Annotated in this window: 14 protein-coding genes; 5 read left to right on the forward strand and 9 right to left on the reverse strand. The window is 63.0% G+C overall.

All coding sequences use genetic code 11. The annotated features are described in order from the left end of the window. Positions 1 to 14 precede the first annotated feature (14 nt). A complete protein-coding gene (gene rarD, locus ACQ4WZ_RS22130) occupies positions 15 to 899 on the forward strand; it encodes an EamA family transporter RarD (RefSeq protein WP_436574541.1) in 885 nt (294 codons plus the stop codon). Between the two features lie 97 nt (positions 900 to 996). Continuing rightward, the gene (gene ettA, locus ACQ4WZ_RS22135) at positions 997 to 2,664 is read left to right on the forward strand and encodes an energy-dependent translational throttle protein EttA (RefSeq protein WP_034783756.1); all 1,668 of its coding nucleotides are present in this window, start codon (positions 997 to 999) and stop codon (positions 2,662 to 2,664) included. A gap of 74 nt (positions 2,665 to 2,738) precedes the next feature. On the opposite strand, the gene ACQ4WZ_RS22140 is transcribed toward ettA, so the two are convergent. After that, entirely contained in the window at positions 2,739 to 3,320 is a 582-nt protein-coding gene (locus ACQ4WZ_RS22140) for a porin family protein (protein WP_034752848.1), read from the reverse strand. A 224-nt stretch (positions 3,321 to 3,544) separates the two neighbouring features. On the opposite strand from ACQ4WZ_RS22140, the gene ACQ4WZ_RS22145 reads away from it, so the two are divergent. Continuing rightward, entirely contained in the window at positions 3,545 to 4,126 is a 582-nt protein-coding gene (locus ACQ4WZ_RS22145) for a putative pterin-binding protein (protein WP_133988940.1), read from the forward strand. A gap of 18 nt (positions 4,127 to 4,144) precedes the next feature. Here the strand turns inward: ACQ4WZ_RS22145 and ACQ4WZ_RS22150 are convergent, their stop codons facing one another. After that, a complete protein-coding gene (locus ACQ4WZ_RS22150) occupies positions 4,145 to 4,507 on the reverse strand; it encodes a hypothetical protein (RefSeq protein ID WP_101483410.1) in 363 nt (120 codons plus the stop codon). Positions 4,508 to 4,773: 266 nt separating this feature from the next. Here ACQ4WZ_RS22150 and ACQ4WZ_RS22155 point away from each other — a divergent pair, with 266 nt between their 5' ends. Next, complete coding sequence (locus ACQ4WZ_RS22155) at positions 4,774 to 6,228, forward strand: sensor domain-containing diguanylate cyclase (RefSeq protein WP_436574542.1); 1,455 nt, start codon at positions 4,774 to 4,776, stop codon at positions 6,226 to 6,228. Between the two features lies 1 nt (position 6,229). On the opposite strand, the gene ACQ4WZ_RS22160 is transcribed toward ACQ4WZ_RS22155, so the two are convergent. From ACQ4WZ_RS22160 to ACQ4WZ_RS22190, 7 genes are read right to left on the reverse strand one after another with little or no spacing between them, the layout of a single operon-like run. Continuing rightward, positions 6,230 to 7,072 carry a Rossmann-like and DUF2520 domain-containing protein gene (locus ACQ4WZ_RS22160; RefSeq protein WP_436574543.1) on the reverse strand — a complete coding sequence of 281 codons (843 nt, stop codon included), beginning with the start codon at positions 7,070 to 7,072 and terminating at the stop codon, positions 6,230 to 6,232. A gap of 6 nt (positions 7,073 to 7,078) precedes the next feature. Then, the gene (locus tag ACQ4WZ_RS22165) at positions 7,079 to 7,666 is read right to left on the reverse strand and encodes a DUF924 family protein (RefSeq protein WP_436574544.1); all 588 of its coding nucleotides are present in this window, start codon (positions 7,664 to 7,666) and stop codon (positions 7,079 to 7,081) included. Between the two features lie 5 nt (positions 7,667 to 7,671). Continuing rightward, positions 7,672 to 8,412, reverse strand: coding sequence for an MgtC/SapB family protein (locus ACQ4WZ_RS22170; protein ID WP_101483406.1), 741 nt, complete (start codon positions 8,410 to 8,412; stop codon positions 7,672 to 7,674). Next, positions 8,413 to 8,661, reverse strand: a complete 249-nt coding sequence (locus ACQ4WZ_RS22175; RefSeq protein ID WP_071079957.1) for a hypothetical protein — start codon at positions 8,659 to 8,661, stop codon at positions 8,413 to 8,415. Further along, complete coding sequence (locus tag ACQ4WZ_RS22180) at positions 8,661 to 10,472, reverse strand: aminopeptidase P family protein (RefSeq protein ID WP_101483405.1); 1,812 nt, start codon at positions 10,470 to 10,472, stop codon at positions 8,661 to 8,663. Before ACQ4WZ_RS22180 ends, ACQ4WZ_RS22175 begins: the two co-directional genes overlap by 1 nt. Before the next feature lie 30 nt (positions 10,473 to 10,502). Continuing rightward, a complete protein-coding gene (locus tag ACQ4WZ_RS22185) occupies positions 10,503 to 11,222 on the reverse strand; it encodes a hypothetical protein (RefSeq protein WP_436574545.1) in 720 nt (239 codons plus the stop codon). Then, the gene (locus ACQ4WZ_RS22190; RefSeq protein ID WP_133988946.1) at positions 11,209 to 11,907 is read right to left on the reverse strand and encodes a Crp/Fnr family transcriptional regulator; all 699 of its coding nucleotides are present in this window, start codon (positions 11,905 to 11,907) and stop codon (positions 11,209 to 11,211) included. The genes ACQ4WZ_RS22185 and ACQ4WZ_RS22190 overlap by 14 nt, the downstream gene beginning before the upstream one ends. Positions 11,908 to 12,086: 179 nt before the next feature. On the opposite strand from ACQ4WZ_RS22190, the gene ACQ4WZ_RS22195 reads away from it, so the two are divergent. Continuing rightward, a complete protein-coding gene (locus tag ACQ4WZ_RS22195) occupies positions 12,087 to 14,018 on the forward strand; it encodes an AMP-binding protein (RefSeq protein WP_133993127.1) in 1,932 nt (643 codons plus the stop codon). Positions 14,019 to 14,030: the final 12 nt, after the last annotated feature.

Genomic DNA, 14,030 nt, shown 5'->3' on the forward strand with positions numbered 1-14,030 from the left:
CAGCGAAGACCATCATGAATCCAGGCATGTTGTACGCCTCCCTCGCCTTCCTGTGCTGGGGCCTGTTCCCCCTGTATTTCCATGCCATCGATGAAATCGCGCCGCAGGAAATCCTGGCGCACCGCATGGTCTGGTCACTGTTGTTCCTGGGCATCGTGCTGACCGTGCGCCGCCAGTGGCGCTGGCTAGGCAGCCTGAGAGCGCAGCCGAAGGTCGTGGCCAGTTTCGTCGCCAGTGCGTTTTTGCTGTCCGCTAACTGGTTCATCTATATCTGGGCCGTCAACAACGGCCACGTGGTCGACGCCAGCCTCGGCTACTTTATAACGCCCCTGATCAATGTCATGCTGGGCTTTTTGCTGCTGCACGAGCGCTTGCGCCGCCTGCAGTGGCTGGCCATCGGCCTGGCCGCCTGCGGCGTGGCCTGGCTGACTTGGCAGGCGGGGCAAGTGCCGTGGATCGCCCTGCTGCTGGCGGCCAGCTTCGGCGGCTATGGCTTGCTGCGCAAGACGGCCGCGCTCGGCGCGCTGGAAGGCCTGTCATTCGAAACATTGATTTTGTTTCCCCTGGCGCTGGCCTACATGCTGTGGCTGGCATGGCATGGCCAGAGCGGCTTCGTCAATACTGACTCGTCCGCCACGCGCGCCCTGCTGCTGGCGTCCGGCCCCATCACGGCCATTCCCCTGCTGCTGTTTGCCGCCGGTGCGCGCCGCCTGCCGCTGGCCGTGCTGGGCTTACTGCAATACATCGCCCCCACGGGCCAGCTGCTGATCGGCGTGTGGATCTTCCACGAGTCGTTCACGCCCGAGCGCATGCTGGGCTTCCTCATCATCTGGACGGCGCTCGCCCTGTACGCGGCCGAAGGGCTGTGGACAACCCGCAAGGCACGCGCCAGCGCCTAGACTTGCCCCAGGCGTCCGTTTTCGCAGCGCGCAGCGCTGGCCGGAAGCGGGCGTTTACCGTATCCTGTCCGTCTTTGTATATCACCCGAGATTTCTAATGGCAAATTACGTCTACACCATGAATCGCGTGGGCAAAATCGTCCCGCCCAAGCGCCAGATTCTGAAAGATATTTCCCTCTCCTTCTTCCCAGGCGCGAAGATCGGCGTGCTGGGCCTGAATGGTTCCGGCAAATCGACCCTGCTGAAAATCATGGCAGGCATCGACACCGACATCCAGGGCGAAGCCGTGCCGATGCCGGGCCTGAACATCGGCTACCTGCCGCAGGAACCGCAACTGGATCCGGAAAAAACCGTGCGCCAGGAAGTCGAATCGGGCCTGGGTGAAGTGTTTGAAGCGCAAGCCAAGCTGGAAGCCGTGTACGCCGCGTATGCCGAGGAAGACGCCGATTTCGACGCCCTGGCCACGGAACAGGCACGCCTGGAAGCGATCATCTCGACGTCGGACGGCGGCAATTTGAATTTGCAGCTGGAAATGGCCGCCGACGCGCTGCGCCTGCCGCCATGGGACGCCAAGGTCGGCGTGCTGTCCGGCGGTGAAAAGCGCCGCGTGGCGCTGTGCAAGCTGTTGCTGTCCAAGCCCGACATGCTGCTGCTCGACGAGCCGACCAACCATCTGGATGCGGAATCGGTGGACTGGCTGGAACAATTCCTGTTGCGCTTCCCTGGCACCGTGGTGGCCATCACCCATGACCGCTACTTCCTCGACAACGCGGCCGAGTGGATCCTGGAGCTGGACCGCGGCAGCGGCATTCCATGGAAAGGCAATTACTCGACCTGGCTGGAGCAGAAGCAAGCCCGCCTGAAGCAGGAGGAATCGACGGAATCGGCACGCCAGAAGGCGCTGCAGAAGGAATTGGAATGGTCGCGCCAAAACCCGAAAGCGCGCCAGGCCAAGTCGAAAGCCCGCCTGGCCCGCTTCAACGAGCTGTCCGAGCACGAATACCAGAAACGCAACGAAACGCAGGAGATCTTCATTCCCGTGGCCGAACGCCTGGGCAATGACGTCATCGAGTTCAAGAACGTGTCGAAAGCGTTCGGCGACCGTTTGCTGATCGATAACCTGAGCTTCACCGTGCCGCCAGGCGCCATCGTCGGCATCATCGGCCCCAACGGCGCCGGTAAGTCGACCTTGTTCAAGATGATTACAGGCAAGGAACAGCCGGACAGCGGCGAAGTGGCCATCGGCCAGACGGCGCGCGTGTCCATCGTCGACCAGAACCGCGATTCGCTGGCAGACAACAAGTCCGTCTTTGAAGATGTGTCCGGCGGCGCCGACATGCTGACCGTGGGCCGCTTCGAAATGCCGTCGCGCGCCTACCTGGGCCGCTTCAACTTCAAGGGTTCGGACCAGCAGAAAATGGTCGGCAACCTGTCCGGCGGTGAACGGGGACGTCTGCACCTGGCCAAAACCCTGCTGATGGGCGGCAACGTCCTCCTGCTCGATGAACCGTCGAACGATCTGGACGTGGAAACCTTGCGCGCGCTGGAAGATGCCTTGCTGGAATTTGCCGGAAGCGTCATGGTCATTTCGCATGATCGCTGGTTCCTCGACCGTATCGCCACGCACATCCTGGCGTTCGAAGGCAATTCGCAGGTCACCTTCTTTGACGGCAACTATCAGGAATACGAAGCCGACAAGAAAAAACGCCTGGGTGAAGAAGGCGCGAAGCCGAAGCGCATCCGCTACAAACCGCTGACGACGTAAGTTTCACGTCGGATCACGCAAAAAGGCAGTTACCTCGCGGTAACTGCCTTTTTTTTCAGCAAACGTCTAAACCATTAGAAGTTGTAGCGTGCGCCTAAAGCGAGCCCCGTAGCCTTGCGGCCCTGGTCGGCGCTCTTGCCGAAGTGTTCCACTTCCGCCGTCAGCGAGACTTTCTCGTTGATCGCGTACTGGGCACCGACGGAAGCGTACACGCCCGTCTTGTCGTTGCCGCTGATGCCGGTCGACAGGCCCGTGCCGCTCAAGCTATTCTTGACCTTGGCCACACCGAGCTTGCCGAACACGCCGACCTTGTCGGTCACCGGCATGGTGGCCTTGCCGGCCAGGTAGTAGCCGTGCGAGTCGCTTTTCACGGAACCGTTGCCGGCACCGGTGACATAGCTGTAATCCTTGCTGCCGAAATCGGCATAGCCGCCCTCGACCGCCCAGGTCTTATCGAAATCGTAACCGGCGAAGATCTTGGCGCCTGCCTTGTAGCCGCTGTGGTTATCAGCGCTGGTGGCGCCAGGAATATCGAAGTTATAACGGTTGCCCGTGACGCCAGCACCCACATAGGCGCCTTCGGCGTGCGCGGCGCTCATGCCGGTCAGTGCGGTAACAGAAGCGATCATTGCAAACAGGATTTTCTTCTTCATCATGTTCTCTCTCTCAATTAGTTGACATGCCTGGATTCGCAGTTCAGCGAAGTGCGATGACTACACATTAACAGCCGGAAAAAGCTACGTCTTTCTCGATCCCGTAAGAACTGTGACAAGATGTAAGTGAACATTCCAAACTGACAATAACCATAAAATACGCACCGTTGAGCGAACTTAAGATAGACTTAAGAGCATTAGCGTTTTTCAGTCAAGAGGAGAGGTGCATGCACAAACGCCAGTTTCTCGCCGCCGGCATGGCCGCTGCGGCCCTGCCCGCCATCGCCCGGTCGGCGCCCGCCGGCCCGCGCGGTCCTGCCCTGCTGACCATCACAGGCAGCATAGACAAGCCCAACCGTGGCCCCTTCGACGCCGTGCGCGACCAGATGATGCACAAGCAAAAGATCAGTTTTGAACGGGCGCGGGCCTTCGACTTCGCGGCGCTGGCGAACTTGCCGGCGCGCACCATCCACCCCACCCTGGAATACGACGGCAAGGCGCATGCCCTGCGTGGGCCGCTGCTGGTCGATGTCTTGAAGGAGGCGGGCGCCCCGGAGGGAGATAATGTACGCCTGCTGCTGCGCGCCGTGGATGGCTATGCGGCGGCGCTAACCGTGGTACAGGCGCGCACCCAGCGCTTTATTGTCGCCACCCACCTGGACGGGCAGGCGATGGCGCTGGGCGGCCTGGGGCCGCTATGGGCCATCCATGATGCCGACCGCATCGCAGCCGTGGCGGCGCTGCCCCTGGCCCAGCGTTTCGCCAGTTGCCCGTGGGCGCTGTATCACATCGGCGTGGAGGTGGGTTGAAACTATCGACAACGCCAATCAGGCGTAGGCTTCGGCCATCGACATGACACGCGGCGCGATAGTGATGCCGTGCTCCTCGAACAGGGCAGTGATGGCTGCCAGGTTATGCGTGCATTCTTCGGTTTTCCAGCCCTTGAAGATATCCGTGCCATCCTTCTGGAAATGCAGGTCCAGCACCTTGCCCGCATCCTTGTGCAGGTAGGGCGAACTATAGGTGTTCTCGTAGCCGAGCGCCTTCAATTGTCCCAGCAAGGCATGCGGTGGATGATCGGGATCGGTGGCGAGGAAAACACCAAAGGTCTTGCCAGGTGGTTTGGCGGCGATGTCGACTTCATAAATGCCGGGGGCCTTGCTGACAGACGTACTCTTTAAAAATAACATACAACACTCCCTGCGCGTGATGTCCTGCGCCGAAAACGGGCGGCAAGACAGGGGCGGTGCGCAATGATTCCCCTCGTCAAATCTTATTGCTAATTTGCATCTTTGTCGACAAATCGGCACTTTTATTTGGTAAGTCGTGGTTATCTTGTTGCATACACAAGCGTAAATTATCAATAAAGCCAGTTATCATTGCGCCAATACCCGGCCTGCTGCATACTTTTGGCTAGCGTAAAGATTGCCTTCCCGCCTGCCACTTCCTCGTCTCCATGCGCCTTCTGTCGATCAAGTACCGCTTGCTCATCCTCCTGACCCTGATCCTGGGCGCGGGCTTCATGGCCACCAGCCTGGCCAGCTATCTGGCCTCGCGCCAGGCCATCGAACATGGCATCGCCGACCAGACCTTGCCTCTGACGGGCGACAATATTTATTCCGAAATCCAGAAGGACATGCTGCGCCCCGTCTTCATCTCGTCGCTGATGGCGCACGACACCTTCGTGCGCGACTGGATACTCGCCGGCGAAAGCAAGCCGGCGCAGATCGTGCGCTACCTGGCCGAAGTCAAGAAGAAGTACGGCGCCATCACCAGCTTTCTCGTCTCGGACAAGAGCAGCAAATACTATTATGCGGAAGGCACCCTGAAATCCGTCAGCCCGGAAGCAACGCGCGACATCTGGTACTACCGCGTGCGCGCCATGGACAGCACCGATTATGAAACCAATGTCGATGTGGACATGGCCAACCGTGACAGCATGACCATCTTCATCAACCATCGCGTGGTCGATTACAACGGCCAGTTCATCGGCGCCACCGGCATTGGCCTGACCCTGGACACCATGAGCCACATCATCGACCGCTACCAGGTACGCTTCCACCGCAACATCTATTTTGTCGACGGCGCAGGCACCCTGGTGCTATCGGGCAAGACCATGCGCGAAGGTCACGGCAACATCCGCAAATTGCCAGGCGTAAACGCCATTGCAGACCAGATCATCAACCACCAGAGCGCACCGACGCATCTGTCGTACCAGCTGGGCCACGCGCAAATCCTCGTCAACTCGCGTTTCATTCCCGAACTGGGCTGGTACCTGGTGGTCGAGCAGAATGTCAGCGACGAAGTCAAGTCGCTGCAGGGCGTGTTCATCCTGAATCTGGCCATCAGCTTTGGCGTGACCCTGCTGGTACTGGTGCTGACCTTGCTGACGGTGAACCGCTACCAGCGCCGCATCGAACGCATCGCCTCGACGGATGCGCTGACGGGCTTGCTGAACCGCCAATCGCTGGAATTGCTGTTCCAGCGCGCCATGCTCTTGTCCAAGCGCACGGCGCAACCGATGTCGGCCATCCTGTTCGACATCGATTTTTTCAAGCGCGTCAACGATACCCACGGCCACCTGTGGGGCGACAAGGTCATCCGTGGCGTGGCCGACGTGGCGCGCGCCACCGTACGCGAAAGCGATGTCATCACGCGCTGGGGCGGCGAGGAATACCTGGTGCTGCTGAATAACTGCAGCCTGGCCAAAGCGGTGGAAGTGGCGGAAAGCCTGCGCGCCGCCGTCGAGGAGCACGATTTCGGCCTGCCCGAGCCGCAGCTACCCGTGACGATCAGCCTGGGCGTGGCCGAATACCGGCCCGACGAAAGCGAGTCAGCTTTCTTTTCACGCGCCGACAGCGCGCTGTATCAGGCAAAACAGCAGGGACGCAACGGCGTGCACGCCGCCTGATTCATCCCTCGCGCTTGCGCCTTGCCAGATCTTGCGTGGGCGCCACCAGCGCGCGGTACAACTCGCCCGTGGCGGCATCCCAGCTTTGCACTGCCATCTGCTGGCGTTGCACGGTGGCCGAGTCCCCTCGTGCGATGGGGCCGGACAGCGCGGGCGCGGCGCCCAGGCGAAATACATTGGCCACCGCTTCCGTCACCAGGGGCTGCGCCAGTTCGCGCGCCACCGGTTCCGGGATGCCGGCCGCCTGGTAGGCGCGCAGCGCGGCATCGAGCACGGTCACCAGGTAATTGCTGGCGAAGACGGCAGCGGCGTGATACAGGGTCTTGGCGGCCGGATCGATGGGCACGGGACGCGCTCCGATGGCGATCAAGGCTGGCGTGAGGAAGGCCAGCGCCAGCGGATCGCCTTCAACGCCGCAAAACGTGCCGTCAAAGGTGGCGGCCACCTGCTGCGGGTCGGCAAAGCTGCGGATCGGGTGCGCGCTGGCCACCGATGCACCGGCCTGCGTGGCCGCCAGCAGCACGCTGGAGGCCAGCGCACCGCTGCAGTGGAACACGATGGCGCCCGCCTGGCGTCCCTCGGCCACCAGCGCCGCGCAGGCCGGGCCGATCTGGTCGTCCGCCACAGCCAGCATGGTGACGTCGGCGCGCCGCAAGGCCGCATAGCTGGCGACGGCGGTGCCGGCGTCCATGAAATCCACGGCCGCCTGCGCCGACGTCAACGAGCGCGTCAGCACGTCCTGCACCAGGATTTTTCCGCCGTTCGTACTTTCCACGCCGGCGAACAGGCGGCCCAGCACGCGGCCCACATGGCCGGCGCCGATGATATTCAGGGTGACGTTCATGACTACCTAAAAGCTGGAACCGGGCTGGCGCAGGAACTCCACTTCTTCCGGCGTGGAGGGCCGGCCGAGAATGGCGTTACGGTGGGGGAAGCGGCCAAAGCGGGCGATCACTTCCTGGTGACGCTGCGCATAATCGAGCATGCTTTCAAAACCGGGCTGCGCCTGCGACAGCAGCTGGAACAGCTCGACGGCGCGCGCCTGCATGGCCAGGTCTTCCGCGTGTTCGAACGGCAGGTAGGCGAAGGCGCGCAGCATCGGCGGCAGCTGCTGGTCCTGCCCTGCTTGCGTCAAGGCGAGGGCCAGCGCCAGCGCCTGGCTATCGCCGGCAAAGGCGCGCGGCGTGCCACGGTACACATTGCGCGTGAACTGATCGAGCACGATAAGGTGCGCCAGCGCGCCGAGCGGCGTCGCGTTCCACGCGCGCAAGCCGCCCTCGACGGCCGCATCGATCAGCGCGCCGAAACGCGCACCTATCCGCGCGTCGAAGGCGTCATCCTTGCGAAACCATTCCATGCGCGACTGGCCGTAGCCAGGGTTATCCGGCGGCAGGAACCAGAAATCGAGTACGTCTTGGGCCTGTGCGTCCATGTCCATCCTTTTCAGTTGCGTGCGTGCGACAGCTGGAAGCCGGCGATGCCTTCGAAGGCGGCCAGTTCGGCCGACATGGCCGACAGGCTGGCGCCGGTATTCTTGCCATGCGCGATGGCGACAAAGCGCCATTCCTGCATGCCGTCGGTGCTGCCGATCGTCAGCGAACCGCCGGCAATGTCATAACCGCGCTTGGCGGCCATGCGCCGCAACGCATCTTCGCGCGGAACAAAACCTTGCTTGAAGCGCATGGTGATGGCCACTGCGTGGCGCGACGGCAGCCAGTTCTCCAATTTTGACAGAAAAATCATCGCCATCGCGCACAGGAAGGCCAGCCCCATGGCCGACAGATAAAAGCCGATCCCGACCATGATGCCGATCACGGACGAGGCCCAGATCGAGGCAGCCGTCGTCAGGCCGCTGATATTGAAGCCCTCGCGCATGATGACGCCCGCGCCCAGAAAGCCCACGCCCGTGACGATACCCTGGATGACACGTGTGGGGTCGCTGCCGACGATGGCGCCATGGCCTCCGTACCAGAACTCGGGATAGCCGCCCAGCACCGTCAGCGCCGCCGAGGCCATGCAGACCAGGCTGTAGGTGCGCATGCCCGCCGCGCGCCCGTGATATGAACGCTCGTAACCCACAAGCAAGCCCAGCAGCAGCGCGCCAAGCAGGTTCAGCAGGATCACGCCATTCGTCGCCAGCTCGGCCGGCGACCAGTAGGCGCGCAGGAAGTCGATGGTCGGCATCTAGGGCTTTTTGGTCAGCTGCTTTTCAAACGCCACGTCGAGCTTGCTGACGCGGCGCGCCTTTTGCGGTCCCAGCCCATTCACGAAGGCGACAAAGGCATCCAGCTCCAGCGGCGGGCACAGGGGCGGCAAGCCCGGGCCTTCGGTGAGGAAAAACAGTTCATCGCCCGTGCGCGCCATCGTGTAGAGGCGGTGGCCGGTGCGTTCCTTGAGCCGCTCGATGGCGGAAGTGGCGCGGGTCGAGCGCATCAGATGGCTCCCGTGCGCTGTTCCAGCCATGCCAGCGCGTCGCCCGCCAAGTGCGGCGACAGGCGCGCGCGCACGGTGGCGTGGTAGTCGTTGAGCCAGGCCGCCTCGTCGTCGCGCAGCAGCGACCGTTCCACGCAGCGCGTGTCGATCGGGCACAGGGTCAACGTTTCAAAACGCAGGAAGTCGCCGAACTGCGAAGACGCAGCGGGGACGTTGAGCACCAGGTTTTCGATGCGGATGCCCCACTGGCCGGGACGGTAGATGCCCGGTTCGATGGAGGTGATCATGCCTGTCTCCATGGCTGTCTGCGGCTCCGGCATGGCAGACTGGGAAATCGATTGCGGGCCTTCATGGACATTCAGGAAAAAGCCCACGCCGTGCCCTGTGCCATGGCCAAAGTCGATGCCCTCGGCCCACAGCGGTGCGCGCGCAATCGCATCGAGCATGGGCGACTTCACGCCGCGCGGAAACTGCGCGCGCGACAGGGCGATCATGCTGCGCAAGACCAGGGTGAAATCGCGCCTGTGCTCGGCCGTGATCGTGCCGACGGGGACCACCCGTGTGATATCCGTGGTGCCGCCCCAATACTGGCCGCCCGAGTCGATCAGCAGCAAGCCGTCGCCTTCGATTGTCGCTTCCGTGCCCGCATGCGCGTGGTAATGCATGATGGCGCCATGCGCATTGAAGCCGGCGATGGTGCCGAAGCTGGGGCTGACAAAACCGGTGCGGCGGGCGCGGGCGGCCGTCAGGTGTTCGTCGATGCCGATCTCCGTCAACGGTGCACGCTGCGGGTCGGCCAGAGTGGCATCGAGCCAGCTGAAAAACTCGCACAGGGCTGCGCCGTCCTGTTCCATGGTGGCGCGCACGTGCGCCGCTTCGGCATCCGTCTTGCGCGACTTGGCCAGGGTGGTCGGGTTGATGGCCTCGACCACCCGCACGCCCTCGGGCACGGCCTGGCGCGTGCCGAACGTGATGCGGCGCGGATCGAGCAGCAAGGTAGCGCTATCAGGCAGGGCGGCCAGCGCGGCCGCTGTGCGGTCATACGCGGCCACGTCCACACCTTGGTTCTCCAGCGTGGCGCGCAGCGCGGCGGGCAGCTTGCCGTCGGCGACGAACAGGGTGGCGCGCTCGGGACCCACCAGCGCATGCGCGAGGAAGACGGGGTTGTAGTTCACGTCCGCGCCGCGCAGATTGAACAGCCAGGCGATATCGTCGAGGGTGGAAATCACATGGTGGCTGGCGCCGTGTGCCGCCATGCCGGCGCGCAGGGCCGCCAGTTTTTCCGTGCGCGACAGCGATGGATACCCGGCCGCATGCTCGACCACAGGCGCGGCGGGCATGGCCGGGCGCTCTGGCCACACGGCTTGCAGCACATCGGTGTCCGTGCGCAGGGTCACTTGCGCGCCCAGCGCCTGCTGCAGCAGGCGCGCATTGGCCAGGCCCAGCACGGCGCCGTCGACGGCCACCGTCTGCCCCGGCTGCATGGTCTCGCCCAGCCAGTCGATATACAGCACGCTGGCGCCCGAGGGGATTTTTTTCAGGACGATGCCGCTGCCGGCCAGTTCGTCTTCCGCCTGTTCCCAGTAGCGGCCATCGGTCCACACGCCGGCAAAATCCTGCGTCACGACCAGGGTGCCGACGGAACCCGTGAAGCCGGACAGCCACTCGCGGCCCTGCCAGCGGGCCGGCAGGTACTCGGACAGATGCGGGTCAGCCGATGGCACGATGCAGGCGTCGATGCGCTGCGCGTGCATGGCGCTGCGCAGTTGCGACAAACGGGAGGCGGGAGTGGCTTGGTCAGGTGTCTGCATGGGGACGAAAAGAGCGGTGCTGGGAAGCGCCTATGATACCCCGATTAGCCCGGGTAAGGCACTGCGCACCCGCAACGCCTTTTCAGCCGGTTTCAGGTTGCGTTCGAGTTTTTTCCTGATGCCCGCGTGGCGCACCTGCTCCAGCGCTGTGCGCAGGGCTTGCACACTGGCCTGCGTCGGGATGGTTTCCACGCCATGGCCCAGGGCCATGGCCAGCGACTGCGACGGCGCGCTTTTGGCCGTGCCGGGCGCCACGCACACCTGCGGCAGCAAGGTGGCGATGACGGGCGCGAACCAGCCCTCGTCGCGGTAGGCAGCCACTCGCGCGGCGCGCGCCAGCACGCCGGAATCGGCCGTAGCGAAGGCCGCATCGGCCACATACGGCAGCTGGCCGGCATGGATGGCCGCGATGTGCGCAGCCGCTTCTTCCAGGATGGCGCGCGAAAAATCCGCATACGCCGCGTCGTCGGCCAATACCTGCGCGGGATCCGTGGCGCCGATGTCGTCGCGGCTCCAGTGAACGCTGTGCGGCGAGCTGGCAAGCGCCAGCAAGGAGGCGTCGCGCAACTGCGGCAGCAAGGCCAGTTCGCTCAGGGTAATCGGCATGGGCAGCAGGGCATGGCGTGCCTGCATCGCCGCATCCAGCCGCGCCAGCGCCTTTGCGCCGGCCAGGCGCGCCTGCAGGAACGATTGATAGTGCTGTTCCGTCAGGTGCCGCACGTCGTCGAGCGAGACCTCATTCGCCATCATCGGCCTCGTAGCGGCGCAAGCCTTCCAGGTCCAGCACGCGGATGCCGCCATAATCGAGGCGCAGCAAGCCTTTCTTTTCCAGCACCTGCAAGGCCTGGTTGGCGCGCTGGCGCGAGGACCCCGACAACAGGCCAATCTCTTCCTGCGACAACTGCACCAGCGTATCGACGCCAGGGTACAGGTGCGAGTTGAACATCGAGGCCAGGCAGCGCGCCACGCGCGTGTTCAGGTCAAGCAAGCGCTCGTTTTCCACCATGCCGATGAACTGGCCCAGGCGCTCGTTCAGCTGCATCAACAGGAAACGCGTGAATGGCAGACTCGTTTCCAGTAGCCAGTGGAAAGTGGCGCCGGGCAGGCGCGCCACGCGCGTGTCGCGCAGGGCCATGGTGTCGTATTTGCGGATTTCATTCTTCAGCAATGAACCTTCGCCAAACCAGCTGCCGGGCGGCACGCCGATGAAGGTCATGGCCTTGCCGGAGGCGGAAAAATTATTCATCTTGACCATGCCGCTGATGACGCCGATCCAGTTATCCACCGGCTCGCCCTTGCGGCAGACAAAACCGCCTTTCGGCACGAAGGTTTCAAACACATCCGCCTCGACCCGGGCCATTTGCACGCGATCGAGCAGCTGCGCCCAGTTGGCCGCGCGCACGGCATCCTTCAAACTGATATCAGGGTAGGTCATTGTGCGATGCACCATCGAAAAGTGGGTAAATGTCCCCGAAAAGACAACTTGGCAAACTAACGCAAGCTACTATCATTGCACAAACGCCTTACACATAAAAACACAGAGCGCCATCCAACGAGATGGAGCCTGAGACAAGCAACAGGGAGACACTGGTGCAAACGACTACCACAGCAACGATGCCGACTTTTCCGCGGCGCTTATTGCAACACGGGACAGTACGATCCGACAAGCCCGCATTTCGCGAAAAACATCTGGGTATCTGGCAAACCTGGACCTGGCTGGAGGTTAACGACGAGGTGCGCGCCCTGGCCTGCGGCCTGGCTGCCATCGGCTTCCGGCGCGGCATGAACCTGGCCATCATCGGCGACAACCGTCCCCGCCTGTACTGGGCCATGCTGGCCGCGCAAAGCCTGGGCGGCGTGCCCGTGCCCCTGTACCAGGACGCGCCGGCCGCCGACATGGCCTACGTACTGCAGGACGCGGAAATCCGCTACGCCATCGTCGAAGACCAGGAGCAGGTCGACAAGCTGCTCGAACTGAAAGCGCTGTACCCGCACATTGCCCACATCGCCTACGACGATGAACGGGGCATGCGCCATTACCGCCAGCCGGAGCTAACGTCCTTTGCCGCCCTGCAGGTGCTCGGCAGGGCCTACGACCGCGAACATCCCGGCTTCTATGAGGCCCAGGTGGAAGCCGGCGCTGGCCACGATTCGGCCGTCATCCTGTACACCTCGGGCACCACGGGCAAGCCGAAGGGCGTATGCCAGAGCCATACAGCGCTGCTGGCCGCCGGCGAAGGCGGCGTGGCCTTCGACAAGCTCACAGACGACGAAGACATCCTGTCCTACCTGCCCATGGCGTGGGTGGGCGACTGCCTGTTTTCGCTGGCGCAAGCCATGGTTGCCGGCTTCACCGTCAACTGCCCCGAATCGGGCGACACAGTGATGATCGACATGCGCGAAATCGGCCCCACCTGCTACTTTGCCCCGCCGCGCGTGTTCGAGAACATGCTCACCAGCGTGATGATACGCATGGAAGACGCCAGCAGCATCAAGCGACACATGTTCAGCCATTTCATGGACGTGGCCAAGCGCTGCGGCGCGCAGATTTTGGATGGCAAGCCCGTGTCGCTGGCGGACCGCCTCAGCTACAAGCTGGGCGAACTGCTGGTCTACGGCCCCCTGAAAAACGTGCTGGGACTGTCGCGCGTGCGCGTCGCCTATACGGCCGGCGCCGCCATCGGCCCCGACCTGTTCCGCTTCTACCGTTCCATCGGCGTCAATCTCAAGCAGTTGTACGGTTCCACCGAAACCTGCGCCTATGTGTGTCTGCAGCCGGATGGCAATATCAAGTTCGACAGCGTGGGCTTGCCAGCACCGGGCGTGGAAGTCAAACTGGCGGCCAATGGCGAAGTGCTGGTGAAGTCGCCGGCCACCATGAGCGGCTACTTCAAGCGTCCCGATGCCACTGCCGAAGTGATCGATGCCGACGGCTACTTCCATACGGGAGACGCTGGCGTGTTTGATAGCGAAGGCCACCTGAAAATCATCGACCGCGCGGCCGACGTCGGCAAGCTGACGTGCGGCGCCATCTTCGCGCCCAACTACATCGAAAACAAGCTCAAGTTTTTCCCCTTCATCAAGGAAGTGGTGGCCTTCGGCCATGCGCGCGACCAGGTGTGCGCCTTCATCAACATCGACATCGAAGCGGTGGGCAACTGGTCCGAGCGGCGCGGCATCGCGTATGCCGGCTACACCGATCTGGCGGCGCGCGCCGAAACCTACGGCTTGATCCGCGACTGCATCGAGCAAGTCAACGCGGAACTGGCGGCCGACCCCTTGATGGACCGCACGCAGGTGCACCGCTTCCTGGTGCTGCACAAGGAACTCGACCCGGACGACGACGAACTGACGCGCACGCGCAAGGTGCGCCGCAAATTCATCGCTGAAAAGTACGCGGTGCTCATTTCCGCCCTGTATGAAGGCAAGGCAACGCAATACATCGAGACCCAGGTGAAATTCGAGGACGGCCGCACCGGTTCGACCAGCGCCGACCTGCAGATCTGGGACAGCAAAACGTATCGGCCCCAGGGCCTGGCCGCATGATGGAGCACAGCA

It is taken from the genome of Janthinobacterium darwini, from assembly GCF_051380905.1.
In the GTDB taxonomy this organism is placed as follows: domain Bacteria; phylum Pseudomonadota; class Gammaproteobacteria; order Burkholderiales; family Burkholderiaceae_D; genus Janthinobacterium.